Annotated in this window: 22 protein-coding genes; 9 read left to right on the forward strand and 13 right to left on the reverse strand. The window is 39.2% G+C overall.

Features of this window, described 5'->3' with window-relative positions:
- Positions 1-95 precede the first annotated feature (95 nt).
- Together EG365_RS01630 and pheA are read right to left on the reverse strand one after the other, a co-directional pair.
- Complete coding sequence (locus EG365_RS01630; protein WP_000082057.1) at positions 96-2,342, reverse strand: bifunctional prephenate dehydrogenase/3-phosphoshikimate 1-carboxyvinyltransferase; 2,247 nt, start codon at positions 2,340-2,342, stop codon at positions 96-98.
- A gap of 108 nt (positions 2,343-2,450) precedes the next feature.
- Positions 2,451-3,560, reverse strand: a complete 1,110-nt coding sequence (gene pheA / locus EG365_RS01635; RefSeq protein WP_000606364.1) for a prephenate dehydratase — start codon at positions 3,558-3,560, stop codon at positions 2,451-2,453.
- 185 nt (positions 3,561-3,745) lie between these two features.
- Between pheA and EG365_RS01640 the strand changes: the two genes are divergently transcribed.
- Entirely contained in the window at positions 3,746-4,690 is a 945-nt protein-coding gene (locus tag EG365_RS01640; RefSeq protein WP_000920189.1) for an alpha/beta hydrolase, read from the forward strand.
- Between the two features lie 43 nt (positions 4,691-4,733).
- On the opposite strand, the gene EG365_RS01645 is transcribed toward EG365_RS01640, so the two are convergent.
- Both EG365_RS01645 and EG365_RS01650 read right to left on the reverse strand, forming a co-directional pair.
- Complete coding sequence (locus EG365_RS01645) at positions 4,734-5,879, reverse strand: acyl-CoA dehydrogenase family protein (RefSeq protein WP_000881868.1); 1,146 nt, start codon at positions 5,877-5,879, stop codon at positions 4,734-4,736.
- A 163-nt stretch (positions 5,880-6,042) separates the two neighbouring features.
- Entirely contained in the window at positions 6,043-7,401 is a 1,359-nt protein-coding gene (locus EG365_RS01650) for a dicarboxylate/amino acid:cation symporter (protein ID WP_001085436.1), read from the reverse strand.
- 499 nt (positions 7,402-7,900) lie between these two features.
- Here EG365_RS01650 and EG365_RS01660 point away from each other — a divergent pair, with 499 nt between their 5' ends.
- Positions 7,901-8,914 carry a glycosyl transferase family protein gene (locus tag EG365_RS01660; RefSeq protein ID WP_001093417.1) on the forward strand — a complete coding sequence of 338 codons (1,014 nt, stop codon included), beginning with the start codon at positions 7,901-7,903 and terminating at the stop codon, positions 8,912-8,914.
- Positions 8,915-9,115: 201 nt separating this feature from the next.
- Here EG365_RS01660 and EG365_RS01665 read toward each other — a convergent pair whose 3' ends face one another.
- Entirely contained in the window at positions 9,116-9,388 is a 273-nt protein-coding gene (locus EG365_RS01665; protein WP_001019667.1) for a YeaC family protein, read from the reverse strand.
- Positions 9,385-10,293, reverse strand: coding sequence for an NAD(+) kinase (locus EG365_RS01670; protein WP_001167242.1), 909 nt, complete (start codon positions 10,291-10,293; stop codon positions 9,385-9,387). The genes EG365_RS01665 and EG365_RS01670 overlap by 4 nt, the downstream gene beginning before the upstream one ends.
- Positions 10,294-10,478: 185 nt before the next feature.
- Here EG365_RS01670 and mrcB point away from each other — a divergent pair, with 185 nt between their 5' ends.
- Together mrcB and EG365_RS01680 are read left to right on the forward strand one after the other, a co-directional pair.
- Complete coding sequence (gene mrcB / locus EG365_RS01675) at positions 10,479-12,875, forward strand: penicillin-binding protein 1B (protein ID WP_000667420.1); 2,397 nt, start codon at positions 10,479-10,481, stop codon at positions 12,873-12,875.
- Positions 12,876-12,895: 20 nt separating this feature from the next.
- Complete coding sequence (locus tag EG365_RS01680; RefSeq protein ID WP_000913439.1) at positions 12,896-13,447, forward strand: tetratricopeptide repeat protein; 552 nt, start codon at positions 12,896-12,898, stop codon at positions 13,445-13,447.
- 21 nt (positions 13,448-13,468) lie between these two features.
- Here the strand turns inward: EG365_RS01680 and EG365_RS01685 are convergent, their stop codons facing one another.
- Entirely contained in the window at positions 13,469-14,368 is a 900-nt protein-coding gene (locus tag EG365_RS01685) for an NUDIX domain-containing protein (RefSeq protein WP_001125744.1), read from the reverse strand.
- A 136-nt stretch (positions 14,369-14,504) separates the two neighbouring features.
- Between EG365_RS01685 and hemP the strand changes: the two genes are divergently transcribed.
- Positions 14,505-14,675, forward strand: coding sequence for a hemin uptake protein HemP (gene hemP / locus EG365_RS01690; RefSeq protein ID WP_000993415.1), 171 nt, complete (start codon positions 14,505-14,507; stop codon positions 14,673-14,675).
- A 65-nt stretch (positions 14,676-14,740) separates the two neighbouring features.
- On the opposite strand, the gene EG365_RS01695 is transcribed toward hemP, so the two are convergent.
- From EG365_RS01695 to EG365_RS01710, 4 genes are all read right to left on the reverse strand, one after another.
- Entirely contained in the window at positions 14,741-16,099 is a 1,359-nt protein-coding gene (locus tag EG365_RS01695) for a sensor histidine kinase (RefSeq protein ID WP_001257360.1), read from the reverse strand.
- Positions 16,096-16,758 carry a response regulator transcription factor gene (locus EG365_RS01700; protein WP_001221447.1) on the reverse strand — a complete coding sequence of 221 codons (663 nt, stop codon included), beginning with the start codon at positions 16,756-16,758 and terminating at the stop codon, positions 16,096-16,098. Before EG365_RS01700 ends, EG365_RS01695 begins: the two co-directional genes overlap by 4 nt.
- A gap of 107 nt (positions 16,759-16,865) precedes the next feature.
- Positions 16,866-17,225: a NirD/YgiW/YdeI family stress tolerance protein gene (locus EG365_RS01705; protein WP_000783090.1), complete on the reverse strand. Its 360-nt coding sequence runs from the start codon at positions 17,223-17,225 to the stop codon at positions 16,866-16,868.
- A gap of 81 nt (positions 17,226-17,306) precedes the next feature.
- Positions 17,307-19,064 carry a GspE/PulE family protein gene (locus EG365_RS01710; RefSeq protein ID WP_001020922.1) on the reverse strand — a complete coding sequence of 586 codons (1,758 nt, stop codon included), beginning with the start codon at positions 19,062-19,064 and terminating at the stop codon, positions 17,307-17,309.
- A gap of 287 nt (positions 19,065-19,351) precedes the next feature.
- On the opposite strand from EG365_RS01710, the gene EG365_RS01715 reads away from it, so the two are divergent.
- A complete protein-coding gene (locus EG365_RS01715) occupies positions 19,352-20,620 on the forward strand; it encodes an MgtC/SapB family protein (protein WP_001052956.1) in 1,269 nt (422 codons plus the stop codon).
- A gap of 9 nt (positions 20,621-20,629) precedes the next feature.
- Here the strand turns inward: EG365_RS01715 and tsaA are convergent, their stop codons facing one another.
- A complete protein-coding gene (gene tsaA, locus EG365_RS01720) occupies positions 20,630-21,358 on the reverse strand; it encodes a tRNA (N6-threonylcarbamoyladenosine(37)-N6)-methyltransferase TrmO (protein ID WP_002022825.1) in 729 nt (242 codons plus the stop codon).
- Positions 21,359-21,462: 104 nt separating this feature from the next.
- Here tsaA and EG365_RS01725 point away from each other — a divergent pair, with 104 nt between their 5' ends.
- Positions 21,463-22,242: a ferredoxin--NADP reductase gene (locus EG365_RS01725; RefSeq protein ID WP_000718711.1), complete on the forward strand. Its 780-nt coding sequence runs from the start codon at positions 21,463-21,465 to the stop codon at positions 22,240-22,242.
- A gap of 54 nt (positions 22,243-22,296) precedes the next feature.
- Here EG365_RS01725 and EG365_RS01730 read toward each other — a convergent pair whose 3' ends face one another.
- Positions 22,297-23,166, reverse strand: coding sequence for a PhzF family phenazine biosynthesis protein (locus EG365_RS01730; protein ID WP_000117606.1), 870 nt, complete (start codon positions 23,164-23,166; stop codon positions 22,297-22,299).
- Positions 23,167-23,394: 228 nt separating this feature from the next.
- On the opposite strand from EG365_RS01730, the gene EG365_RS01735 reads away from it, so the two are divergent.
- A complete protein-coding gene (locus tag EG365_RS01735) occupies positions 23,395-24,864 on the forward strand; it encodes a PLP-dependent aminotransferase family protein (RefSeq protein ID WP_085916934.1) in 1,470 nt (489 codons plus the stop codon).
- A 56-nt stretch (positions 24,865-24,920) separates the two neighbouring features.
- Positions 24,921-26,291, forward strand: a complete 1,371-nt coding sequence (gene yegQ, locus EG365_RS01740) for a tRNA 5-hydroxyuridine modification protein YegQ (protein ID WP_000845862.1) — start codon at positions 24,921-24,923, stop codon at positions 26,289-26,291.
- The last annotated feature ends 1 nt before the right edge of the window (position 26,292 follow it).

Here is a 26,292-nt window from a genome sequence, read left to right on the forward strand (position 1 = left end):
CTTAGCATAAGCAATAAACAAACAGCAGCCAAGCCTTTAGCTCGCTGCTGCCGTTGCTATTGTGTTAGCAATTATAAAATGTGTCAGGTAAAAAGTTATTGGCTAACTTCTATCGTTAAGCCTGCACGATTCGCCAACTCAGTAAAAGTTGGGAAACTTGTAGCAACAGTCTCAGTACCGTGAATTGTAATCGGACCAGAAGTACGAAGACCTGCCATACTAAAACTCATCGCAATACGGTGGTCATGGTGTGATTCAATTTCACCACCAGCAAAGATTGGTGACCAATCACCAGATTTGCCTTTACCTTCGATAATGATGCCATCTTCAGTAGGTGTGCAATCAATGCCCATGATTTTTAAACCATCTGCCATAACTTGAATACGGTCAGATTCTTTCACGCGAAGCTCTGCTGCACCTGTTAATACTGTTTGGCCTTCGGCACAAGCCGCTGCAATAAATAAGGCTGGGAATTCATCAATTGCTAAAGGTACTTGGTCTTCAGGCATATGAATACCTTTAAGGGTACGTGAACCTTTAATATGAATATCAGCAATAGGCTCTCCACCAGCGATCCGCTCATTTTCAACAGTCAGGTCAGCACCCATCTGTTTTAAAATTTCAATTACGCCAGTACGTGTTGGATTAATACCTACAGCTTCAAGTACAACGTCTGCACCTTCAGTAATTGCAGCGCCCACCATGAAGAAAGCAGCAGATGAAATATCAGATGGTACTTGAATATTAGTACCCACTAACTTACCGCCGCCGACAAGGGAAATTTTATTGCCTTCAGTTTTAACATCATAGCCAAATGCACGAAGCATACGCTCTGTATGATCACGTGTTGGTTCCGGCTCAGTTACCGAAGTTTCACCTTCAGCCCATAAACCAGCTAGTAAAATACCAGATTTCACTTGAGCAGATGCCATAGGTAAATCATATTGAATACCTTTTAATTGCTGACCACCAGTAATGCTTACAGGTGGTGTACCTTTCTCACCTGTCGTTTGGATTTGCGCACCCATTAAACGTAATGGTTTAGCAATACGCTCCATTGGACGTTTAGAGAGCGAAGCATCACCTGTCATAACAGAATCAAACTTTTGTGCAGAAAGCATACCTGAAAGCAAACGCATGCTTGTTCCAGAGTTACCCATATATAAGGCACTTGCTGGTGCTTTTAAGCCATACATACCCACGCCATGAATGGTCACTTCACCATTTTTAGGGCCTTCAATGCTTACACCCATATCACGGAAAGCTTGTAAAGTTGCTAAAGCATCTTCACCTTCAAGGAAGCCAGTTACATGAGTCGTGCCTTCGGCAATAGCACCAAACATAATGGAGCGATGTGACACAGATTTGTCACCCGGTACGGTAAATTTACCTTTAAAAGCCTTATTTCCCGGTAAGATACTGAATTGCTGTGTCACCTTATTTTTCTCCATTAAAGGTTTTTTGGCTAACATATGATTGAAATGCTGACGTGCTGCCTGAGCATGGCCGAGTAAACCCATTAATGCATGAGAATCTTCGTTTTCAATCAATTTTCTAAGTACGGTAAGTTGTTTCTCGAAGCCATCTACAGCATTTAATATAGCTGTTTTATTGGCAAAGAAAATGTCATGCCACATTTGAGGATCACTGGCAGCAATTCGTGAAAAGTCACGGAAACCACCAGCTGCATAACGGAAAATATCAAGGTTATCTTCACGGTTTGCAAGTTGCTCGACCAGATTAAATGCCATTAAGTGCGGTAAATGACTGGTATGCGCCAAAACCTCATCATGTTTGGCGACATCCATACATATCACTTCAGCTTTAGCAGCTGACCAAAGTTGAATCAATTTCTCAACTGCCCATTCTGCACTTGTTGGTAATGGCGTCAAAATCACTTTGTGATTTGCAAAGAGATCGACCTTACCTGCGTGAACACCCGTGTGTTCACTTCCCGCAATAGGATGCCCGGGAACAAACCCTGCTGGTAAATCTTCACCAAATACAGCTTTTGCTGCATCTACGACATTACCTTTTGTACTTCCCACATCAGTTACAATTGTGGTTTCTGACAAATAAGGTTTAATTTGCTCAAGCACTTTTTGAGTGGCACGCACTGGCAAGGCTAAAACAACTAAATCTGCCCCTTTCACGGCTTCAACAGGATCGGAAAACCCTTCTTGTATTAAGCCAAGTGATTTTGCATCTTCTAAAGTTTTCTGTGAGCGTGTAGATGCCACTATAGTTGTCGCCAACTTTTCGGCAACAATAACCCGTGCCAAACTCGACCCAATGAGTCCTAAACCAATAAATGCAACTTTTTTAAATAGGGGTTGTGACATAACTTCAACTTTGCTTTTGCTCAACGTTATTTAAACCTTTGAGCAATTTGTTTTTTAAGCATAATGACATGCCCATCTTGATACATGTCATTATTCCAACATGAGTGATTAAAGAACGGCAGCAGGATAAGAACCTAAAATACGAAGTTCTTTTACCATTGGACGAATCTCATTGATTGCCGCAGCCACATTTTCCTGATCGATATGACCTTCTAAGTCAATAAAGAATACATATGCCCATTTTTCAGGTAGTGCTGGGCGAGTTTCAATGCTCGTTAAGCTGATATTATGTTTTGCAAACGGCGCTAAAATTTCTAATAAAGCACCTGCACGGTCATGCGCTGAAATTAATAACGATGTTTTGTCATTGCCACTTTGTGGAATTTTTTCACGGCCAATCACTAAGAAACGAGTAGTATTTTCCGGATTATCTTCAATATTGCTATGCAAGATTTCAAGGTTATACATGCCTGCTGCAATATCAGACGCAATCGCTGCTGAGTGCCATTCGTTGCGAATACGGCGTGCAGCTTCTGCATTTGAGTTTAAGGCAACACGCTCAACACCCGGATAATGTGCGTCTAACCACTGACGACATTGAGCCAAAGTTTGCTGATGCGCATAAATCTGCTTAATACTATCTTTACGTGTATTTTCAGAAACAAGGAATTGATGATGAATACGCAATTCAACTTCACCAATCACATTTAAATTCGAAGTTTTAAAACAATCTAAAGTATGGTTTACGATACCTTCAGATGAGTTTTCAACCGGAACTACACCGTAATGCGCACTACCCGCTTCTACTTCACGGAATACTTCATCAATAGTTGGTAGCGGACGAACAACCGCATCTTTACCAAAATGTTTAAGTACGGCAGATTGAGTAAAAGTACCTTCTGGGCCTAAAAATGCAATACTTTGCGGAGCTTCTAAAGCAAGGCAAGCAGACATAATTTCACGGAACAAACGGGCCATAGTTACGTCAGATAAAGGCCCTTGATTGCGCTCCATAACTTTACGTAAAACTTGTGCTTCACGTTCAGGACGATAAAACAAAGGATTCTCTTCAGAAGCAAATTTAGCTTTCGCAACAGCTTCAGCAAGGCTTGCGCGGCGATTTAATAACTCTTGAATCTGTTGATCTACGCTATCAATATCTTCGCGAATTTGTTCTAAACTAAGAGAAGTCGTTTTGTTTTGATCATCGTTGATCATTGGAAGGCAGCCTCAGCAAAATCATCTTTTAAACGAGAGTATAACAATAGTCGGCTTTGATTTGTTAGGCAATATGGGTGTATGGGCTTTTTTCATTAATCCGGCTCGAACCTTTGTATAAGACCACTTTATTTGATAATGATTTTCATTTATTATTTGACTTATAATATTTTCTTAACTTTATCATGCTTAAATCTTTTTTCTTTTTATCTTGTAATTTCTTTCTAGGTTTTTTAATAAGTAGTTCCGTTTTGGCTCAAGCCCCTGTAAAAAATCAATCAAAAATCGATTTTCACAACAATCAGGCTCAGTTCCAAATCAAATCTAAAAATACTGGACATGAATACCTTATTCAAATTTATAAACCACCTGTTGCCCCACCCCAACATGGTTATCCTGTACTTTATATATTAGATGGTAATGCAACATTTCCAAGCGCAATAAATATTGCCCAGTCGATTGGAGCAGGTTCTGCAAAATTAGGTTTAGATCCGCTCATTATTGTAGCTGTGGGCTATCCTCAGCAAAAAACCTTTGATGTGCAAAAACGCGCTTATGATTACACCCCAAAACCTTCTGCCGAGTTTCAAGCACAAGGTAAATATAAATATGGTGGTGCTGACCAGTTTATTGCTTTTTTAAATAATGAGCTTAAGCCTGAAATCGCTAAACAATTTCCAATTAATAGCCAACAGCAAAGTCTCTATGGGCATTCTTTTGGAGGGTTGTTTGTGCTTTATCATTTTTTTCAAAAACCTACTGCATTCCAGCGTTACTTTGCTGCAAGTCCTTCTCTCTGGTTTGATCAAGGCATGTTATTTCGAGAATTAGAACAATGGCAAAGTCAAAAGCAAACCGTGTTCCCAATGCTAATGACGACAGTCGGTACACATGAACAAGGTGGGCCACATACCCAGTTTAATCAAAGAATTAATAAAGACGATTTCTTTAAAGTCTTAGAAAATAAGCGTTCAGACCAATTTACTTATTGGCATTTCAATAATCCTGCTGAACAGCATATCACCAATTTGTATGCGAGCTTACCTAAAGCGCTTATGTTTGCTTCATGCCAAAATCTAGAAAGCTGTAAATCTTTATTCGATGAACCATCGCAGAAAACAGCTAAATAATAAAAAAAGCCTACTCAAAGGTAGGCTTTTTTTGAAACTATTATTAAGCTTTGCCGATTAATCCACGTGCTACGATTTCTTTCATAATTTCATTTGTACCGCCGTAAATACGTTGGATACGGGCATCTACAAAGAAGCGTGAAATTGGATATTCAGTCATATAACCATAACCACCAAACAGTTGTAATAGGTTATCCGCAACCTTCATTTGCATATCTGTACTAAAACTTTTCAGTGCGGCAGCCGTCTCAACATCAAGTTTACCTTCTTGATATAAAGCAACATTTCGCTCATAGAAAGCTGTTGTCGCAAGCTCATCAATTTTTGCTTGCGCTAAAACAAAACGAGTATTTTGGAACTGTGAAATAGGTTGACCAAATGCATGACGTTCTTTTACATAAGCGGTTGCCAAATCAATTGCACCACGAATAGCGCCGACCGCTGTCGATGCGATAGCCGTACGTTCGCGCGGTAATTCTTGCATTAAATAAGCAAAACCTTGTCCAGCTTGTCCGAGTAACTGATTTTTAGGAACCTTAACATTGTCAAAAAATAGCTCAGATGTGTCTTGAGAATGCAATCCGATTTTGTCGAGGTTAGTTCCTTTTTTGAAACCTTCTAGGTGAGTATCCACCAATAATAACGATACACCTTTCGCACGCGCTTGCGGATCGGTTTTTACTGCAAGCACTACAAGATCAGCATGTTGTCCATTTGAAATAAACGTTTTAGAACCATTTAGCAAATAATGGTCATCTTGCAAAATGGCACTGGTACGCATTGACTGTAAGTCTGAACCGGCACCCGGTTCTGTCATACCAATTGCTCCGACTACTTCACCTGTTACCATTTTCGGTAACCAGTATTGTTTTTGTTCTTCGGTCCCAATATGTAAAATATAAGGCGCCGCAATCTCAGAGTGACAAGAAATAGCAGTTGATAATGCGCAAAATCCAGCACGAGCCGATTCTTCAACTAACATTAATGAATAATACGTTGGGACGCCATAACCACCATATTCTTCTGGGACATCCACACATAAAAAACCATTTTCGCCCAGTTGAGACCAAACTGAACGTGGCATAATTCCTTCACGTTCCCATTGGTCATAATGTGGAGCAATATGCTCATTCATAAAACGTTTAAAATTATCACGGAATAATTCTAAATCTGCATCATATGCCAACATAATATTTTCCTTCGGCTTTATTGTTTTATCGAATCTCATTGCTGTGCATGCTAATCATTTTTTACACAACTGTCATGGCTTAGCTGCTCATTTAAACTGTACTTTTCAGTCAGCCAATAAAAAAGGAAGCCAAAGCTTCCTTTTTTATATAGGTAGATCTGAATTAATCTAAACCTTCTGCAACCTGAGGATTTTTTGGAGCCAACATTTTTCTGTCAACTTCATCTGGGTTGTTTAAAGCATCATTGAGCTTATCTTTGTCTAAAGCACCCACCCATTTTGCAACTACAATCGTTGCCAAAGAGTTACCAACAAGATTGGTTAAAGCACGTGCTTCTGACATGAAGCGGTCAATACCTAAAATCAATGCCAAACCAGCTACCGGAATATGTCCTACTGCAGATAAAGTTGCTGCCATAACAATAAAGCCAGAGCCTGTTACACCCGCTGCACCTTTAGATGAGATTAGGAGTACCAACAACAAAGTAATTTGATGTTGAATATCAAGCTGTGTATTCGTTGCCTGAGCAATAAAGATTGCAGCCATAGTCAAATAGATTGACGTACCATCAAGGTTAAATGAATAACCTGTTGGAATAACTAAACCAACAACCGACTTTTCACAACCTGCAATTTCAAGTTTACGGAGCATGCGTGGTAAGACCGATTCAGAAGAAGATGTACCCAGTACAATTAATAGTTCTTCACGAATCAGGCGAATCATTTTCAGAATACTGAATCCACTAATGCGGCTGATTGTACCCAAAATTAAGAAAATAAAGAGTAAACACGTAATATAGAAACAGATAATAAGCTGGCCTAACTGTACCAGTGAACCTACACCATATTTACCGATAGTAAACGCCATTGCCCCAAATGCACCAATTGGCGCAAGCTTCATAATCATATTCACAATGTTGAAGAACACGTGTGCAATTTGATCAATTAACTTTAAAACTGGGCGTCCTGCATCACCTAACTTATGGAGCGCAAAACCAAATAGGATTGCAAAAAGAAGGACCTGTAAGATTTCACCATTTGCAAATGCACCAACCACCGTATCTGGGATGATGTGCATCAAGAAATCAATGGTAGATTGTGACTCACCAGAAGTGACGTATTTTTGGATACCTGAAGTGTCCAGAGTTGCAGGATCAACATTCATTCCTACGCCCGGCTTTGCAATGTTAATCACCACAAGGCCAATCAGAAGCGCGATTGTTGAAACGATCTCGAAGTATAACAACGCAACACCGCCAGTTTTACCAACTGACTTCATGCTTTCCATACCAGCAATACCACTTACTACTGTACAGAAAATAACAGGTGCGATGATCATTTTAATCAAACGAATAAAAGCATCACCTAATGGCTTGAGTTGCTCACCTAAACCTGGAATATGTTGTTCAACACCATTAACAATTTGCGTTGTACTTGGTGAGAAATGCCCTACCAAAACACCCGCAATAATCGCAATAATCACTTGAAAATAAAGTGATTTATAAATCGGTTTTTTAGCCATAACTTTACTTCAATCTATATTTCCAAGTCCGTTGGAAATATCAAAATGAAACGTCTATTCTTTACGAATACACAGCCCTAACCTTTCACATGAACACCGCAAAAGGGAAACGGTTTTTTAGAAACAAAAAACCTTCCTACTACCTCAATGAAAACAAAAAACTGTTTTCTAAAACAGGAGAATACCTGAAGTTTCTAACTACTTTGAGTAGCTAGAAATAACCTCTTACTTTTTCAATAAAAAGCTGAAGATATAGGAGAATCACAGAAAATTATGATATGAGTGCTCAAAAAAGCACATGAAGTTTACTCGAATTAAATAACGATTCGATTAAAATTTTGGCTAATACGCACAAAAAATACTCATGCAGCCTTAAGACTTTAGTATGAGAAACACTTTTGATATTTTTTCATCAGTTTTTTATGTCATATTGATAAGTCCTTGTAGACATTTCATTTTGAGCTGCCTACTCCCCTTATTTTTACTGTTTTGAATTGCCATGAATACTAAACGTAATATTTATAAAGATGCTGAACATCCCTTTGCTCAATATGTCCGTATTTTAGGTAAGGGGAAAACTGGATCTCGCTCACTGAGTTATGAAGAAGCCTATCAGGCTTTTACTATGATTTTAAAAGGCGAAGTTCTTGACGTCCAGTTGGGTGCTTTTTTAATGCTGCTACGTGTTAAAGAAGAATCGATTGATGAACTTGCAGGTTTTGTACAAGCCACAAAAGACCAGCTTCATTTTGCACCTTTAGAAGTTGACTTAGATTGGTCCTCTTATGCCGGTAAACGTAAACATTATCCTTGGTTCTTATTAGCGGCTCTTACCCTTGCTCATCACGGTTATAAAATCGTAATGCATGGCGCTTCCGGGCATACCATAAACCGGGTTTATACCGAACAAGTTTTGGAATATTTAGATTATAAAATTTGTCATTCTGAACAAGAAGTTCGCACCCAATTGGCAGAACAAAATTTCGCTTACCTACCCTTAGAAGTAATTTCACCAGTTTTAAGCGAACTGATTTCTCTAAGAAATGTCATGGGATTGCGTTCACCTATTCATACTTTAGCCCGTTTAATTAATCCTTTTAACGCTAAAGCCACCTTACAAGCCATATTCCATCCTGCTTACAGAACTTCCCATCAGCATAGTGCACTTCGCTTAGGCTATCAAAATAGCGCAGTTATTAAGGGCGAAGGCGGCGAATTTGAACGAAACCCAGACGCGAAAACGCTGATTTGCGGAATTAAAAATGGTGAACTCTATGAGCATGAGTTGCCAAAGCTTACACCTGAACGTAGCCCAATTGAAGAAGAGTTAGACTTAGCAACCTTTAAAGCTGTCTGGCTTGGTCAACAGCATCACGAATATGGGGAAATGGCCGTAACAGAAACCATGGGTATTGCGTTATATACCATGGGCGTAGTTTCTAATTTCGAGGAAGCGATGCAAAAAGCAAAAGTATTATGGGAAACACGAAATTTAAGCAATCTTAATTCGTAGTTAACAAATGCTATCGTGAAGGTCGACATGGATGTCGACCGTATCACTGCGATACAGGAAGTATCGTCAGTGATACAGAGGATTTCTGGTTACTTTTGATCCTTCAAAAGTAATAAAAGCCTATATGCTATAACTTATGAAAAACATGCTATATAAGGCTGTATGGAATAACCAAAAATAATTTTTCTGTCTTATTAAGTTTTAAACAAAACGAATCGGTTTAAATTCAGGCTCATGCTTGTGATGATCATCTTCACAAACCTCACCCTCTTCTTTAGTACCACGGTCAATATAACCACTACGCTGTTCTTCTGGTAAGTTCTTTAACTCCCAAGCAATAACAGCTTGCATACATGTTTCACGCTGTTCTTTCGTTAAAGCAACACCATTTGGCCATTTACCAATTTCTACTGCTGTTTTTAAACGCTCTACAATCTCAGGGTTTAAAACAGATAGCATTTGTTCAATATTCATGATTCATCTCTTTGAAAAGATTCAAAATCTTGGTTCCAACCCAATTTGGTACGACAAGCCATATAGAAATCATAACCAGGTGGGTGTAATAAACTTAATTTAAATGGGTGTTTGCGGATGTGCAAACTATCACCGACATTGAGAGAGACACTATGTTGTCCATCTGCACTTACCATCGGTAATACCCGATTTTCGCGAATGACGATTTTAATTTCACTTTGCCCACCAACTACGATCGGACGTGAAGATAATGTATGGGGATGCATAGGAACTAATGCAATAGCATCCATACTTGGATGTAAAATTGGACCACCACCTGATAAAGCATAAGCAGTTGAACCGGTTGGTGTCGAAACAATTAAACCATCACTATGCTGGCGATAAACATATTGCCCATCGATATTGAGTTCAAAATCGATCATATGTACCGACTTACCAGAGTGTAGTACGACATCATTTAAAGCAATTGCGTCATAAATGACTTCACCATTGGTACGTACTTCCATTTCAAGCAAGAAACGGCGATCAAGCTGGAAATGACCTTGTAAAACCTGATCAAGCTTAAAAATAGCTTCCGAAGGCTTAATATCGGTTAAAAAACCTAAACGTCCACGGTTAATCCCGATTACAGGCGTATTGTAGCGCACTAAAGCTCTGGCTGCATGAAGCAATGAACCGTCACCGCCTACAACAATCACCAGATCAGCGACTTCACCTAATAAGTGACGACTAACGACTTGCGCATGATCATAGGGCACTAATTCGGCAGTTTCCTGATCAAAAATGGGGTTTAGGCCTAAACTTAGCAAATGGTCATGAATTAAACATAGTGTTTCTACAACTGATGATTTATCTGGTCGACCAATTAACCCGACGTTTCTGAAGGACTTATGTGAAATTTGCACGAATGAGTAAGCTCCGCTGCGATTCTACGCTATCATAACATTAACCAGATTAATTTAAAAAAACATAACAACAAGATACTGTAAAATTCAATCTAAGTTTTCCATTTATTCACAGTTTTATCATTGCAAATTGATGACAAGCTATCGCATCATTAACGCATTGTTTAGGGTTTTATCTCATTTATATGAAGTTTGAACGTGGTATCGGTTTCTTCGCGCTAATTTTTTCCATTTTGGTGATTGGTGCTTTTATTGCTCTTAGTATCTATCTGATTCGTTTAGATAATATTATACGTGAAAAATTTGAAGGACAACGCTGGGACATTCCGGCCAAGGTGTTTGCTCGACCTTTGGAAATTTATAATAATGCGCCAATTACTCAAGCAAATTTCACCCAAGAATTAAAATTACTAGGTTACAAAACTTCAAGTAATTATGACAAGTCTGGAACCTATGTTGCTCAAGGCAGCAACATGTATGTCCATACACGTGGTTTCGACTATGGCGACAGCGTAGAGTCTGAACAGGTTTTAGAACTGAGTTTTGCAAACGACCAAGTTGTAGAAGTTCGCAGTACAAAACCTTCCTCAACTGGAGTTGCCCGTTTAGAACCTTTATTAATTGGGGGCATTTATCCTCAACATAATGAAGACCGCGTTTTGATTAAGCTTAATAGTGTTCCTAAACCACTTATTGAAGCTTTAATTTCTACAGAAGACCGTAACTTTTATCATCACCACGGTATTTCGATTCGTGGTACAGCACGTGCTTTGGTAAGTAATGTAACTGGAGGACGTCGCCAAGGTGGTTCGACCCTCACCCAACAGTTAGTCAAAAACTTCTATCTAACCCCTGAACGCACACTTAAACGTAAAGTTAATGAAGCATTAATGGCTTTACTTATTGAGTTGCATTACAGCAAAGATGAAATTTTAGAAGCATATTTAAATGAAGTGAATTTAGGTCAAAACGGTAACTATTCAATCAATGGTTATGGATTGGCCTCTCAGTTTTATTTCGGTTTACCACTACGTGAGCTTAATGTTGCACAACAAGCTTATTTAGTCGGTTTGGTTCAAGGTCCATCTTTATATAATCCTTGGAAAAACCCCGAAGGGGCAAAAAATCGTCGCGATACAGTATTAAATAACATGCGTGTCATGGGGTATTTAACTCAAGCAGAGTATGAAACTGAAATTGCGCGTCCTTTAAATGTTCTAAGCAAACCAAGCCTAGGTCCAGCAAAATTCCCTGACTTTTTAGATATTGTGCGTCGTCAATTACGTACCGAATATCAGGAAAGTGATTTAACCAATCAAGGATTACGTATTTTTACGACCTTGGACCCAATTGCTCAAACACAAGTTCAAAATGCCTTTAAAGCTTCTGTAGAGCGCTTAGCTAATAGCAACCCTGCTCGCTTGAAAAACCTGCAAGGGGCTGTACTGATTGCCCATCCTGAAAATGGCGAATTAATTGCAGCTGTCGGGTCAACGCAAGACTTTACCGGCTTTAACCGTGCCTTAGATGCAAAACGCCAAGTCGGTTCTTTATTGAAACCTGTCATTTATTTGAGCGCAATTGAATCTGGACGTTATAACTGGGCAAGCCAGATTGAAGACGCTCCAATTAGTGTTCCAGTAGACGGCGGTAAAAGTTGGACACCGAAGAACTATAGCGGCGGTGGTCATGGAATTGTGAGTTTAAGTGAAGCCTTAGCAAATTCTTATAACCTTTCTGCTGTGCGCTTAGGTCAAGAGTTCGGGTTATCTACATTTACCAACAATTTAAGAAAATTTGGTGTTGAATCGACAATCCCGGCCTACCCTTCTATTTTCCTTGGTGCAGTCAATATGTCACCAATGGAAGTACTGGGTATTTATGAAAACTTTGCTACAGGCGGTTTCAAATATCCGACTCGTGCGATTCGTTCTGTTGTAGATGCAAATGGACGTTTACTTGATCGTTATGGTCTAAACGTACAACAAACCATTGATCCATCTGTCGGTTATATCATGAACTATGGTTTACAACAGGTCATGTCATCAGGTACAGGACGTGCAGCCTATAACAGCTTATCTCCAGCTTTAAAATTAGCGGGTAAATCAGGTACGACTAACGATACACGTGACTCATGGTTTGCCGGCTATTCAGGTAATCATGTTGCAGTAGTATGGTTAGGTTTAGATGACAATAAAGTAACTGGTTTAACAGGTTCATCTGGTGCATTACCAGTATGGATTAATGTGATGAAACAATTACGCCAGACACCAGTAAACTTACGTCAACCAGACTCTGTACAGTGGCAATGGATTGACCGTGCATCGGGTGACTTATCAGCACAAGCTTGTGATGGTGCCATGTATATTCCAATGCTAGCGCATACAGTCCCACATCGTGCTACGCCATGTGGAGCACCGTATTATCAAGTTGATCCAACATATACGCCACAAAGTGATAACACAATTCCTGAGCCTCAGGATGATAATACCGACAGTTATATTCGTGAAAGTGAAAACCAGATGGAACAAGATCTGTCGAATAACACACGAATCATTTCAAGTGGTAGTTATAACAACTAAGCGTTAACAGGAAACAGGATATGTTAAAGAAAGGTGTTTTTTATATTGGTGCTGTACTTATGGTCGGCTGTACAACTTTACCAGATCATTCAGCTCCAAAAGAGAAAACACCTCCTGTTTCTGAAAAGAAGAAGTCCGAGTCCTCATCTGGTGTAAAAATTACACCTTATGATCATCCGGAAATTCAACGTAAAAGTTTACAAGTGATTGTTCCTCAGCAGAAAAAGCCGCAACGCTTTAATGATGATGGAAGCCAGTTACCCGCTTTTAAAACTTTAATGCAAAAAACCGAGCAGGCTTACAAAAACCAACAATGGTCCGAGGCTGAGCGCTACGCTCTTCAAGCACAGCGTTTAGCGCCACAGGCAGCCGAGACCTATTTATTTCTGGCATTAACTGCAAATCATAAACAGCAATATTCTAACGCTGAGTCTCTTGCAAGACGTGGTTTAAGCTTTGCGCAGAGTCAAGCCATGAAAAAACAACTTTGGTTGGTCATTTTAAAAGCTGGACAACAGCGCAATAACCCAAAAACTGTTCAAGAAGCACAACAAGCATTGAAAGCTTTCTAGCTTTTAATGCTTTATTTCTTATTAAAAATTACGAATACCCGCCAAGCCATATGCACCATGTTGTTGTGCAGTGGCTAAATCATCAGGACTCATGCCTCCCAAAGCAAATACGGGAATTTGGCACTTCTCGATTAAATCAGCAAAACGATCCCATCCTAATGCACTAACGTCCGGATGAGTAGCCGTCACTTTTACAGGACTAACAAAAACGGCATCACAGCCAATTTGCTGAGCATGTTGTAAAGAAACTGCATCGTGACAAGCAGCAATAAAACGTACTCCTACCTCTAAATCACCTTTATGTAAACTCATGAGCTGAGATTGTTTTAAATGAACAGTCTTGATCTGTTTTTTTAACTCGGGGTTCAATTGCTGCCAAATATCTACATTTATAATTAAATTTGATCGTTGCCCTTCATCTAAGGCCGTTAATTGTTCTACTTCTCGCGGGCCAAATTCATCTTCTATACGCCAATATAATAAAGCATCACTATTCTCTACAGATGTAAGTGTATGGCTAATTTTAATAAAATGAGGCCAATATAATCTTTTAATAATGTCTTTATTAGCTTTCGGGAAGTTTAGGTGAAGTAGCTGTTCACGTGTGTACCATGTCCAAGGCTGATGGATAAGATTTAATAACTCATCAGGTACATAACTATGGAACAAATGAAGGTTGACAATAATGTCATCATATTCATGGTGAATATAATCAAATTGATGCCAATCTTTTAAACCAATACCGACTTCTTCATAAATTTCACGGCGGCAGGCTTCTTCAGGCGTTTCACCCTGCTCTACCTTTCCACCAGGAAACTCATGCTTTCCACCTTGATGCTGCTGTTCACCACGCCATCCCACTAATATTTTTCCACGATGAATTAAGATAGCTATTGCGACATCGACAATCGGTTTGGGCATTTTTCTACTCACTAAAATTTTTCACAAGTGTAAGCAAATTTTATCAATTTATAAAATCTTTAAAATCTCATTGACAGATCTATTCGATAATGATTATCATTTAAATCGTTCAAGAATATACCACGGAGCACAACAAATGAACGCACCTTTTAGCTTATTTACACGCAATACAGATTCAGCTCATGCCTTACCAATGCTGCATTCTAACAACCTATTCGCCTTAGGTCGTGAAATTCGAATTATGCATGCTGGCGAGGAATATCGTTTACGCCTTACTCGCAATAACCGTCTCATTTTAACTAAATAAGAACGATCCTCGCGTTTCAATAATATTCGTGGGAAAACAAAAAATGGATAGCATGGGTAACCATGCTATTTTTGTATTTCACGGTTAAAAGGCAGTATTACTTCAACTTTTAAGCCACCTTGGCTTGCATGCATAAAATGTAATTCCCCACCATGGAGTTGAATAATTTTTTTAGTAATTGATAACCCTAACCCTGAGCCTTGTTGCTTTGTCCCTAATACACGAAAAAAACGCTGTCCTAAACGCCTTAAGACCTCATCATCCACACCATTCCCAGTATCTTCTATAGAAATCTTCAGCTTTTGCTGGTACTGGCTTAGCTCAACATGAATAGCACCCAAAGCCGGACTATAACGAATAGCGTTATCAAATAGATTTCTAAAAGCAATAAACATGAGCTCTTCATTTGCAAATGTTTTGGTTTCATTTGACAGAATGTTTGTCCCAATTACCATGTGTTTGGCTTGTGCATCAATATTTACTGTATCTATCACTCTAGCTAATACATGATTTAAATCAACGACACTCTTAGAGAGTTCTAATTGCTCTGTTTCATTAGGTTCCAAGCGAGCGAGTAACAATAAATTTTCCAGTATTTTTGTACTTCTTGAAACGTCTTCTTGAATACGCTCAAAATCATGATCAAGCTCTGGAATATGCTGATATTTCCGTTGCAACACCTGAAGACGCATTTGTATGGCTGATAAAGGTGAACGTAGTTCATGTGAAGCATCTGCAGTAAAACGCTGTTCAGCAACCAGTGCCCTTTGTAGCCTTGCAAGTAGCTGATTTAAAGCATCAATCACAGGCTGAATTTCTGTAATAACATCTGGTTCTTGAATTGGCTCTAAGTTTGAGGCAGTTTTTTGAGCAATACGTTTAGAGAGTAAATTCAGCGCAGCCAATTGTTGCTCGGTACGCCAACTTACAATAACCCACTGTAGTAACCAGAACAGCACCATAAGGCCGCTATATCCAGCTAGTGCTTTCAATACCTCTTCAATGCGTGTACTGATAGGCTGAAAAACTTCAACTTGTAGTTGAGAATCTTCTTGTTGTGCAGCCAGACTACGCCATAATTGGCCATCAAACCAAAAATATGAAAAACCTTCTGATAAATTACCTTTTTCAAAAAGTTCATGCTGATAGGTATGAGAATGGGTAAGCACCTGACCTGTATCTAATAACTCATATTGAATATCAAACTCATCACTCAGCTCATCAAACTGCTTCATCGAGTGTTTAGAAAGGTCAGAAACCAGTAAGGTATCTGAAATTTCATCCATGATTTCATCTTGTACTGACATGTTGTGATAAATCGAAAATATAGTGAGTAAACTTAATGCCAGTAGCCCCACCACAATACTGCTCCACATGGTGGTTTTAACCAGTTGTGACTGCAAGGATGAACGATTTGATCTCATTTTAAGTCTCCCATACGGTAGCCTAGCCCCCGTATGGTTTTAATACTGCTGCTTCCGATTTTCTTTCGAAGTTGGTAAATAAAAACTTCGATTGCGTTACTCTCGATTTCCTCGCCCCATGCATAAAGTGCTTCTTCTAATTGATCACGGGTAATAATATGCTCAGGATGAACCATAAGTTTACGTAATATTTGAAATTCTTTTGCTGTTAAATCGATAGTTTTACCAGCACATAATACAACTTTCGCTTGTGTATCAAGTTGCAAATCACCCCAAGTTAAAATCGATTGCTGATTCAGAGTTTGTTTACGTAATTGAGCACGGATGCGAGCCGATAATTCTTCTAGGCTAAATGGTTTAACCAAATAATCATTTGCACCTAAATCAAGCCCTTCTACGCGGTCATGAATACTGTCACGTGCAGTAATAAAAATCACGGGAACGTTTTTTTGTTTGTGGCGGATGGTTGTTAAAACTTTTTCACCAGCCAGTTGGGGCAAGCCCCTATCAAGCAAAATGCAGTCATAATCATGCTGCTCAATTGCTGTAAGGGCATAATCACCTCTTTCGACCCAGTCTACTTGATAACCGTCTAATTCTAACCATGATTGAATACTTTCAGCTTGAGAGCGATCATCTTCTGCAAGCAAAATTCTCATCTGTTTTTCCTGTTATATCCTGATTGGATGTTGCCAAGTCTTTATAAAAAAAGCAAAGCCGCATGATTTAAATGCGGCTAAAAGGAATTAATATAGAAATTAATTTATTAGAACTGGACCTGGTCCACATCAATTTCTACACGTTTTAAAGGCTTATAATCTATGTCTACTTCACCAATTAAAGTCACATTTGTATTGGCTGAAACAGGACGTCCTTGCCAAAGCTCATCATCTACATCAATTGTAATGCTACCGCTCTTATCGCGGAATTGATATTTTTCATCACCTAAAGATTTTACGACCTGACCATGTAATTTTACAGGTGTATTATCTTTTGATGCTAAAGCTTGTTTCACTGTAGTAACTGTCGCTGGAGCAATAGCTGCCTGATTCACAGGTGTATTTGCTACAACCACACCCGCAGTTGCCATACCCGCAGTCATCAAAATTACTTTAAGCATTTTCATAAAATTACCCTCTGTTATTTGGTTTACCCTTGGAATAAAACAATTACACCATCGATAGATGAGGTGAATCTTAAGAAAAATTTAATTTAATGGAACAACCCGCAATACCTCTTCCAAGGTGGTCAAACCTTCAAGAACTTTGCGAGCTCCTGCAATTCTTAAAGGCTCTACACTTTCTTTTTTAGTTTGGCTTCTTAATTCATTTAATGTCGCATGACTGCTAATAAGATGCTTAAGCTCAAGACTAACTGGCATAAACTCATAAATGCCGATTCGACCTTTATAACCCGTATGCCGGCACTCTTCACAACCTACTGCCCGATAAACTTTTTCTGGCATTTCCATAATGTAGTCAAATGTTAGGTGCTGCCATTCATCTTCATTAATATGAGTTTGTTGTTTGCAGTTTGGGCAAAGCTTACGCACTAAGCGCTGCGCGAGAACACCCAAAATTGTTGCAGCAGTCAAAAATGGTTGTACACCTAAATCATGTAAACGGGTCAAACTAGACGGCGCATCATTGGTATGTAAAGTTGATAATACCAAGTGGCCTGTGAGTGCAGCCTGAATGGCCATATTCGCAGTATCTTGGTCACGAATTTCCCCAATCATAATAATGTCTGGGTCTTGTCGCATAAGCGCACGCACACCATCTGCAAAGCCCAGTTCAATTGCATGATTGACCTGCATTTGGTTAAAACTAGGCTCTAGCATTTCAATCGGGTCTTCAATGGTACAGACATTAACCTGCTCGGTTGCAAGCTGCTTTAAAGAAGAATATAGCGTTGTGGTTTTACCAGAACCTGTTGGCCCCGTAACTAAAATAATGCCGTGACTATTTTGCGTAATACGCTGCCATTGTTGTAATAAAGACTGGTCAAAACCCAATTGCTGAAAGGAACGTACTAACACATCTGGATCAAAAATACGCATAACCAGTTTTTCACCAAACGCTGTTGGTAAGGTAGATAGACGTAGTTCGGTTTCTTGTCCTTTCGGCGTACGTGTTTTTAATCGACCATCTTGCGGTTTACGCTTTTCTGCTACATTTAGCCGCCCTAAAATTTTAATCCGAGAAATCACGGCGGTCAGGGTATTTGAAGGCATGTTATAAATGGTATGTAAAACACCATCGATACGGAACCGAACTTTGCCATTGTCTTTACGCGGTTCCATGTGAATGTCACTGGCGCTCTGTTCAAATGCAAATTGCAAAATCCAGTCTACCAATTTCACAATATGCTGATCATTGGCATCAGGGTTTTGGCTATCACCAAGTTGTAAAAGTGCCTCTACACCGTTGTTATCACGGTCATGAGCCGCATCTTTTTGAGCTGAGTTTACTGCTCGGCTGACTTGATAATATTCTCGTAAATAACGTTGTAATTGCTCGGGGTTGAGAAATACACGTTCAATTTTTTTGGGTGCTAAACTCTTCTCTAAATTATTTAGCCAGTCTGTTTGAAAAGGCTGGTCTGTTCCTATCACAATTCGGTCCGTGTGGACTTCTACAGCTAAAATATGATTACGGATCGCAAACTCTTGCGACATGACTTGAGTTAAAGCACTCACATCCGCCTTTAAAGGATCAATCACAAATAAAGGTAATTGCGCCCGATCTGCAAACCATTGGCACAGACGGTTTAAACTTAAATGTGCTTGCACATGATGTTGGTCTTTTAAATTAAAATGCGCAATCCACTGTAATGGATGCCATTTCAACTGATCTTTTTGCCTATTTGTGGTTTGTACAAGTAACTTATCTCGTTCAGTGATACGGCCTTCTTGTAATAGTTGTTCTAGACACCAATGTGTGTCTATTTCTACATGTATATTCATGTGTTTTCCCCAATATATTTTTATAATATATCAGAGAAGTTTTAGGTTTAGCCTGTATAAAAAACCCAAGTTTAGCTTTTAAATATCTTTGAACTTCAAATAATTAATCCAATTCTCAACTTAGTATTTTTTTGTGTCATAGATCATATTTATAAAGATGCTTATTGTGATAGTTTGATTAAAAAAGAGACTAGGCTCAATACAAGAAAAAGCATAAACTGAAATGGAATACATGATTTTTAAATGGCTGACATCTACATATAACAATAAACCAAAGAGGAAGTATTATGAATCTTCCAATGACAATGTCATTACAAACCGTATCTTTTGAAGAGTTTATTACCACTATTGCGGCTGCATTAGGCTGCGGCTTATTGGTAGGTCTGGAGCGCGAACGAAGTAAGTTAAAACACGAATATAAAACTTTCGCGGGTTTTCGCTCTTTTGCAATTAGTTCCTTACTCGGAGCAGTTTGTTTTTTATTTGGTACCGCAATCGGGATTGTAGGCGCTCTACTTATAGGCGCGATCAGTATTGTATCTCTTAAAAATCAGCCAAATGACCCCGGTGTCACCACAGAACTTGCCTTTATTATGACTTACTTTATTGGGGCACTTTGTATCTGGAATATTTCGTTAGCTGCGGGACTCGCCGTCATCATGACGATTATTTTATTAGCAAAACAATCAATGCACGGCATTGCCAGTCAATGGATTACCGAATCGGAATTGCGCGACGGGATTTTTTTACTTGCTCTACTTCTAATTGCTTTACCCTTAGTTCCCAATAAACCTTTTTGGGGACCCGTTCTAAACCCTCATGTGATTTTAAAGTTACTGACGTTGATTTTATTTGTACAAGCCCTCGCACATATTGCAAAGCGGCTTTTATCCTCTAAAAATGCCTTATTACTTTCTTCTTTAGCCTCGGGTTTTGTTTCAAGTACTGCCACCATCGCGAGTCTAGGCTTAGAAGTACGCTCTGGTCGCGCGAATGCAAAAACAAATGCAGGTGCAGCATTAATGTCATGCGTTTCCACATTGGTACAAACCTTAATTATTGTCGTCGGTATAAGTTTGGCATGGTTCAAACTCATTATATTTCCAACACTCATTGCATTGGCTTTTTTAGCGGTATGGGCTTTCATCTTATTACGTAAGGCAGAACTAAGTACGACTTCATCTGAACTCGATACCAGAATGTTCAGCTTAAAAGAAGCGATTATTATTGCTGGGACACTTACGCTCATTCAGGCAGGGGTTTATGGCCTAAGTCTATATTTAGGCAATGCAGGCTTAATCGCGGGGACACTACTTGCTTCTTTATTCGAAATACATGCCGCTATTGCAGCAGTGATTGTACAAGGTGAACCAAATAACTCTCAGACTTCGTTATTAATCGCGTTCATGGGTGGCTTTGCTGTTCATGCAATTGCCAAGAGCATTAACTCTGCCATTTCTGGTGGACTGCATTATGCCCTTGCTTTCATACCTGCCCAAATTTTGCATATGACAATATTTATTAGCTTGCTATGGATGAACATACATTGGTTCTAAATAGCTTTATTACACGAGAGATGTGTCTTTCACCATATCAACAACTGTAATGACATTGCCATTAACTTTAAAATGAATATCAAAATTCGAAAATTTCATTTTATAGACTCGTTCAGGGTCTTCTTGATAGGCAGGTCTAGGATCTAATGACAATACTTTTTCTAATTCATCAAGATATTGTGCATTAATTTCTTTATTTTTAAAAAGAGACTGCTGGGTAGACAATGCATTTTCAGACCACAAGACCGATTTTCGTTCTGGTTCGGCCTGCGCATAACCACTTTGAGCATCAACAATTGCATCTGAATAGTGAATATAAGGCTTAATATCTAAAATTGGCGTGCCATTTAATAAATCACTGCCAGTAACATAAACTCTTAATGATTTACCGACTTTTTCAACCTTGTTTAAACGTACTACAGATAAGCCTATAGGCGCTGGACGATACATACTACGTGTCGCAAACACACCAATTTTTTCATTGCCCCCTAGACGTGGTGGGCGAACTTGAGGCCGGAATTTAGTCGCAGTCTCCTGATTTTTATTGTCATGAAACTGCCAGATGAGCCAAAGATGACTAAATTGTTCGATTCCCTCAAAAGCTAATAAGTCATTATAAGGTTCTACCATTTCGATATAAGACTCGATATTGACCAAATTAGGCTGACGTGGAATACCAAATTTTTCTCGAAAAGGTGAGCACATGTGCCCGACTATTGGGAGGGTGACAGAATTCATCATCACTTTTTCTTATAAACACAATTAAATATATTCAGTTTATCGGGAATGAAATTAGATTAGAATAGCAACCTGTTTTCTTTTAATCGTGATCGAGACCTTTAATGGCTGCTTTTAACGTTGAACGCATTACTCATGTGCACCACTGGAATGACACCCTTTTCAGTTTTAAAACTACACGCGACGCTAGCTTACGTTTTAAAAATGGTCAGTTCGTGATGATCGGACTTGAAGTGAATGGCAAACCGTTAATGCGTGCATATTCGATTGCAAGTGCGAACTACGAAGAAGAGTTAGAATTCTTCTCGATTAAAGTACAAGACGGTCCTTTAACTTCGATTTTGCAAAAAGTACAAGTTGGCGACGAAATTTTAGTTTCTAAAAAACCAACAGGTACATTGGTTCATGATGACCTTTTACCTGGTAAAAACTTGTATCTATTATCTTCTGGTACTGGTCTTGCTCCATTCTTGTCAATTATTCGTGACCCAGAAACTTACGAACGCTTTGAAAAAGTAATCGTAGTTCACGGTACGCGTTATATTTCTGAATTAGCTTATCAAGACCTAATCTTGAACGAATTACCAAACAATGAGTTCTTTGAAGAATTAGGTATTAAAGACAAACTTGTTTACTACCCTACCGTTACTCGTGAACCTTTCCATACTCAAGGCCGTGTAACAACTGCAATTGAAACTGGTGCTTTATTTGAAAAAATTGGTTTACCACGTTTCAACCGTGAAACTGACCGCGCAATGCTTTGTGGTAGCCCTGCATTCTTGAAAGATGTTGCTGCGTTACTTGACCAACACGGTTTAGTTGAATCACCTCGTATGGGTGAAATGGGCGACTATGTCATTGAACGTGCGTTCGTAGAAAAATAAGATTTTTTCTAATTAAAAAACCGAGGCTAAGTCCTCGGTTTTTTAATACCTCTTTTATAAGGTGATACTGCCATCGATACAGGTAACAGCGGTTCCACCCACCAAAATTTTATCTTGATACAATTCAAGTTTCAGCTGTCCATCACGGCCTAAAGCCTGACCTTGTGAAGAAAACACGACATCATTTTGTGCCGGCAAAATCCCATGGTAACGAATAAAAGACGCCACACTACCATTCCCGCTACCACAAACTGGATCTTCATTTATTCCGCATGAAGGGGCAAATGAACGAACTTCTATATGTTTTTGCTCATCATTATTTTCATAAAAACCAAAAACAGTCGCGCCCGTAACTTTCATTTCTAAATCATGTTGTTTCAAGGCTGCAAAGTCTGGTTGAGTCGCTAAAACAGCTTCTGCATTGACCGCTTGCAATACAACCCAACGCGCGCCTACATCCACCAATGTAGCATTCCATTGAGTATTAATTTCGCATTTTAAAATCTCTACCAATTTTTCAGTGTGTATTGCATCGAGTGGTGTAATTTTAGGCTGAGGTAATTCAAATGAAATATGCTTTGAGTCACTTACAGTCAGAGTCACCAAACCCGCACCACATTGCTGTACCAGTTTACCGCCTTTAGCTGTCACGAGGCCCGCCTCAAGCAAAGCATAGGCAGTACCAATTGTAGGATGGCCTGCAAATGGCAACTCACTTTGCGGAGTAAAAATTCGAACCTGATAATCAGCATGAGAATCGGTCGCAGGGAGCACAAATGTCGTTTCAGAAAGATTGGTCCAATTCGCAATTTCCTGCATCTGTTCAGATGTTAAGGTACTGGCGTCCATAATCACCGCAACAGGATTACCTTTAAATGCTTGTGAAGTAAAAACATCAACTTGTTTAAATGCAACAACAGACATAGACCTCTCCTACTGATTTTGTAATTTAAAATATTGCTTTAAATCCTCACCATTTTTTGATCTTACTGTTTTATTTTTAATGGTCACAGTATCAGTTAATATGAAAAATAATAGACACAGTTTTTAAAACTAAATCTCCGCTAAAAGCATTAATCTAAATTAATCACAATGTTTGAGATAAATATGAGATCACTATAAAGTGTATCCATTGTTTTTGCTTTTTAATAAATTGATATGTACAAATATAAAAAAGTGAGTGATGACCTTACTCTTCAAATTCAGAATGGCAGGCAACCTGTGGGTTCTCGGTTGCCATCAATTCGAGACTGTGCCCAACATTATCAAGTTAGTATTAATACCGTAAAAGAAGCTTATCGGAAGCTTGAAGACCAAGGTTTAATTTCAGTTCGCCCACAGTCTGGCTACTATGTTTGTCATGCACCTTCAAACTTGCCAGATCTTGAGGAGCGTTATATCAGTGAAGAAAAAGTGCCCCTTTCAGGAATTAGCTGTTTTCTCGCGCAAATTGTTAAAAAGCAGATGGACCCCGACTATATCAATTTGGCCCTAGCTTGCCCATCTGGTGAAAACTTCTACCCGATTGAACGCTTAAAACGTTTAACTGCTCAGGTTTTACGAACACAGCCGGATATTTTTAAAAGCTATACTTTACCGCCCGGCGGCTCTATACGTTTACGTACTCAAATTGCTAGACGTAGTTTACAGCTTGGTATGTTTCTATCCGCAGATGACATTGTGCTGACTCATGGCACTATGGAGGCTTTAAGTCTCGCGATTATGGCAACCACCCAAGCAGGTGACAGCATAGCGCTTGAGATCCCTACTTTTCATAACTTATATCCACTTCTTCAGAATTTAGGACGAAAAATTGTAGAAGTGCCTACTTCGCCGCATACAGGGATGTGTCTAGACGCACTTGAAGAACTCTTAAAATCTCAAAGCGTACAAGCCATATTAACTATTCCAACAGGACATAATCCTCTTGGTTTTAGCATGCCTGAAAACAACCGACGTCGTTTAGCAGAGCTCGCTAATCAATTCCAAATTCCTGTTATTGAAGATGCGATGTATGCCGAATTACAACTCACCGAGCCTCTTTTGCCCAACATTAAGGCATTTGACCAAAATGGATGGGTTTTGGTCTGTGGCAGCTACACCAAAACTGTGGCACCCGACTATCGAATTGGTTGGCTAGAAGCTGGACGCTTCCGCAATATTGTGCAGCAGCTTAAATTTACAACCACTGTTGCCGAGCCAGCTTTACTCACAGAAACGTTGGGACTTTTTTTAGAAAATGGCGGATATGATCTACATTTACGTCAGCTCAAAAAACGCTATCAACAACAAATTGACACCATCAAATCTTATATTTGTCGTTATTTTCCAGTCGGTACTCGAGTCAGTCGTCCACAAGCGGGATTTATTTTATGGTTAGAGCTACCCGAATCAATTGATACCCTAGAACTGTTTCATCAGGCCATGGATGAAAAAATCTTATGTATGCCGGGAATTTTGTGCTCGGCTGATAAACGTTTTAGTCATTGTTTACGTATTGCAGCTTGTTTTGAGTTAAATCCTAAAATGTTAAATGCTTTGATGCGTTTAGGAGAGTTAGCAAAAAATATGCTACCTGTACAAAAAGCTATAGATCAAATCCTTACTAATTCAGTAGGTTGAATCGAAAATATAGAGTTAATAAAATAAAACCATATATTTTTTATGCCTTTTATTTTATGAAAACCGAACTTCTCTCTCCCGCAGGTTCACTTAAAAACATGCGCTATGCATTTGCCTATGGTGCAGATGCCGTATATGCAGGACAACCACGTTATAGCTTACGTGTACGAAATAATGCTTTTGACCATGAAAATTTAAAAATCGGAATTGATGAAGCCCACGCTTTGGGTAAAAAGTTTTATGTTGTGGTGAATATCCAGCCACATAACAGCAAATTAAAAAACTTTATTCGTGATCTTGAACCGATTGTGGCTATGCAGCCAGATGCACTCATTATGTCTGATCCCGGCTTAATTATGATGGTACGTGAGCATTTTCCAGAAATACAAATTCATCTATCGGTTCAAGCCAACGCTATTAACTGGGCCACTGTTAAATTTTGGAAAGACTACGGCCTAAGCCGTGTGATTTTATCTCGTGAATTATCTTTAGAAGAAATAGAAGAAATCCAGCAACATGTGCCAGATATTGAACTCGAAGTTTTTGTACATGGTGCACTATGCATGGCCTACTCAGGCCGCTGTTTACTTTCTGGATATATGAACAAGCGTGATGCCAACCAAGGTGCTTGTACCAATGCTTGCCGTTGGGACTATAAACTGCATGAAGCCCAAGAAGATTTAAACGGCGATGTAATTCCAGTCACTCAGCTAAATACACCAGAAAAGTCTTGCTGCTCATCAGGACAATCAGAAACAACCTCGGTTCAAACTTTACTCGTACAACGTAATGATGAAGAAATGTTTGCTGCCGAAGAAGATGAACACGGCACCTATTTTATGAACTCCAAAGATTTACGTGCGGTACAACATGTAGATCGTTTAACAAAAATGGGCATCGCCTCACTCAAAATAGAAGGCCGTACTAAATCCTATTTTTACTGTGCCCGTACTGCTCAAATTTATCGAAAAGCCATTGATGATGCTTTAGCAGGTAAACCTTTTGACCCAAGATTAATGACTCAACTCGAAGGGTTGGCAAATCGCGGTTATACCGAAGGCTTTTTAAGACGGCATGTGCATAGCGAATATCAAAACTATGCTGACGGATCATCACATTTCGACTACCAACAATTTTGTGGAGAGGTTGTAGAACGTCACGGCAATTATATTCGGATTGAAGTTAAAAACCGTTTTGTGGTGGGCGACTCACTTGAGCTGATGACGCCTCAAGGCAATATCACCTTTAACTTAACCGAAATGCGCGATTTAAAAGGCAACCCAATTACAGATGCTAAAGGTTCGGGGCATTTTGTTGAAATTCCGCTCTCACAAGATGTTGATATCAGTTATGCCCTACTCATACGCAATTTGCCGCATGCAAAAGAAAGTATTACTGCATCTACATTGGCTTATTCAGCGAGTTAAA

It is taken from the genome of Acinetobacter sp. FDAARGOS_494, from assembly GCF_003812225.1.
GTDB lineage: Bacteria > Pseudomonadota > Gammaproteobacteria > Pseudomonadales > Moraxellaceae > Acinetobacter > Acinetobacter baumannii.

Bases quoted from the DNA above. Each gene is read 5' to 3' on its own strand.
- EG365_RS01725 (WP_000718711.1), top strand. From the start codon at position 21,463: ATGGCTGCTTTTAACGTTGAACGCATTACTCATGTGCACCACTGGAAT.
- EG365_RS01705 (WP_000783090.1), bottom strand. From the start codon at position 17,225: ATGAAAATGCTTAAAGTAATTTTGATGACTGCGGGTATGGCAACTGCG.
- pheA (WP_000606364.1), bottom strand. From the start codon at position 3,560: ATGATCAACGATGATCAAAACAAAACGACTTCTCTTAGTTTAGAACAA.
- EG365_RS01730 (WP_000117606.1), bottom strand. From the start codon at position 23,166: ATGTCTGTTGTTGCATTTAAACAAGTTGATGTTTTTACTTCACAAGCA.
- EG365_RS01650 (WP_001085436.1), bottom strand. From the start codon at position 7,401: ATGGCTAAAAAACCGATTTATAAATCACTTTATTTTCAAGTGATTATT.
- EG365_RS01685 (WP_001125744.1), bottom strand. From the start codon at position 14,368: ATGCCCAAACCGATTGTCGATGTCGCAATAGCTATCTTAATTCATCGT.
- EG365_RS01660 (WP_001093417.1), top strand. From the start codon at position 7,901: ATGAATACTAAACGTAATATTTATAAAGATGCTGAACATCCCTTTGCT.
- EG365_RS01680 (WP_000913439.1), top strand. From the start codon at position 12,896: ATGTTAAAGAAAGGTGTTTTTTATATTGGTGCTGTACTTATGGTCGGC.
- EG365_RS01700 (WP_001221447.1), bottom strand. From the start codon at position 16,758: ATGAGAATTTTGCTTGCAGAAGATGATCGCTCTCAAGCTGAAAGTATT.
- EG365_RS01645 (WP_000881868.1), bottom strand. From the start codon at position 5,879: ATGTTGGCATATGATGCAGATTTAGAATTATTCCGTGATAATTTTAAA.
- EG365_RS01695 (WP_001257360.1), bottom strand. From the start codon at position 16,099: ATGAGATCAAATCGTTCATCCTTGCAGTCACAACTGGTTAAAACCACC.
- EG365_RS01715 (WP_001052956.1), top strand. From the start codon at position 19,352: ATGAATCTTCCAATGACAATGTCATTACAAACCGTATCTTTTGAAGAG.
- EG365_RS01640 (WP_000920189.1), top strand. From the start codon at position 3,746: ATGCTTAAATCTTTTTTCTTTTTATCTTGTAATTTCTTTCTAGGTTTT.
- hemP (WP_000993415.1), top strand. From the start codon at position 14,505: ATGAACGCACCTTTTAGCTTATTTACACGCAATACAGATTCAGCTCAT.
- mrcB (WP_000667420.1), top strand. From the start codon at position 10,479: ATGAAGTTTGAACGTGGTATCGGTTTCTTCGCGCTAATTTTTTCCATT.
- EG365_RS01710 (WP_001020922.1), bottom strand. From the start codon at position 19,064: ATGAATATACATGTAGAAATAGACACACATTGGTGTCTAGAACAACTA.
- EG365_RS01630 (WP_000082057.1), bottom strand. From the start codon at position 2,342: ATGTCACAACCCCTATTTAAAAAAGTTGCATTTATTGGTTTAGGACTC.
- yegQ (WP_000845862.1), top strand. From the start codon at position 24,921: ATGAAAACCGAACTTCTCTCTCCCGCAGGTTCACTTAAAAACATGCGC.
- tsaA (WP_002022825.1), bottom strand. From the start codon at position 21,358: ATGAATTCTGTCACCCTCCCAATAGTCGGGCACATGTGCTCACCTTTT.
- EG365_RS01665 (WP_001019667.1), bottom strand. From the start codon at position 9,388: ATGAATATTGAACAAATGCTATCTGTTTTAAACCCTGAGATTGTAGAG.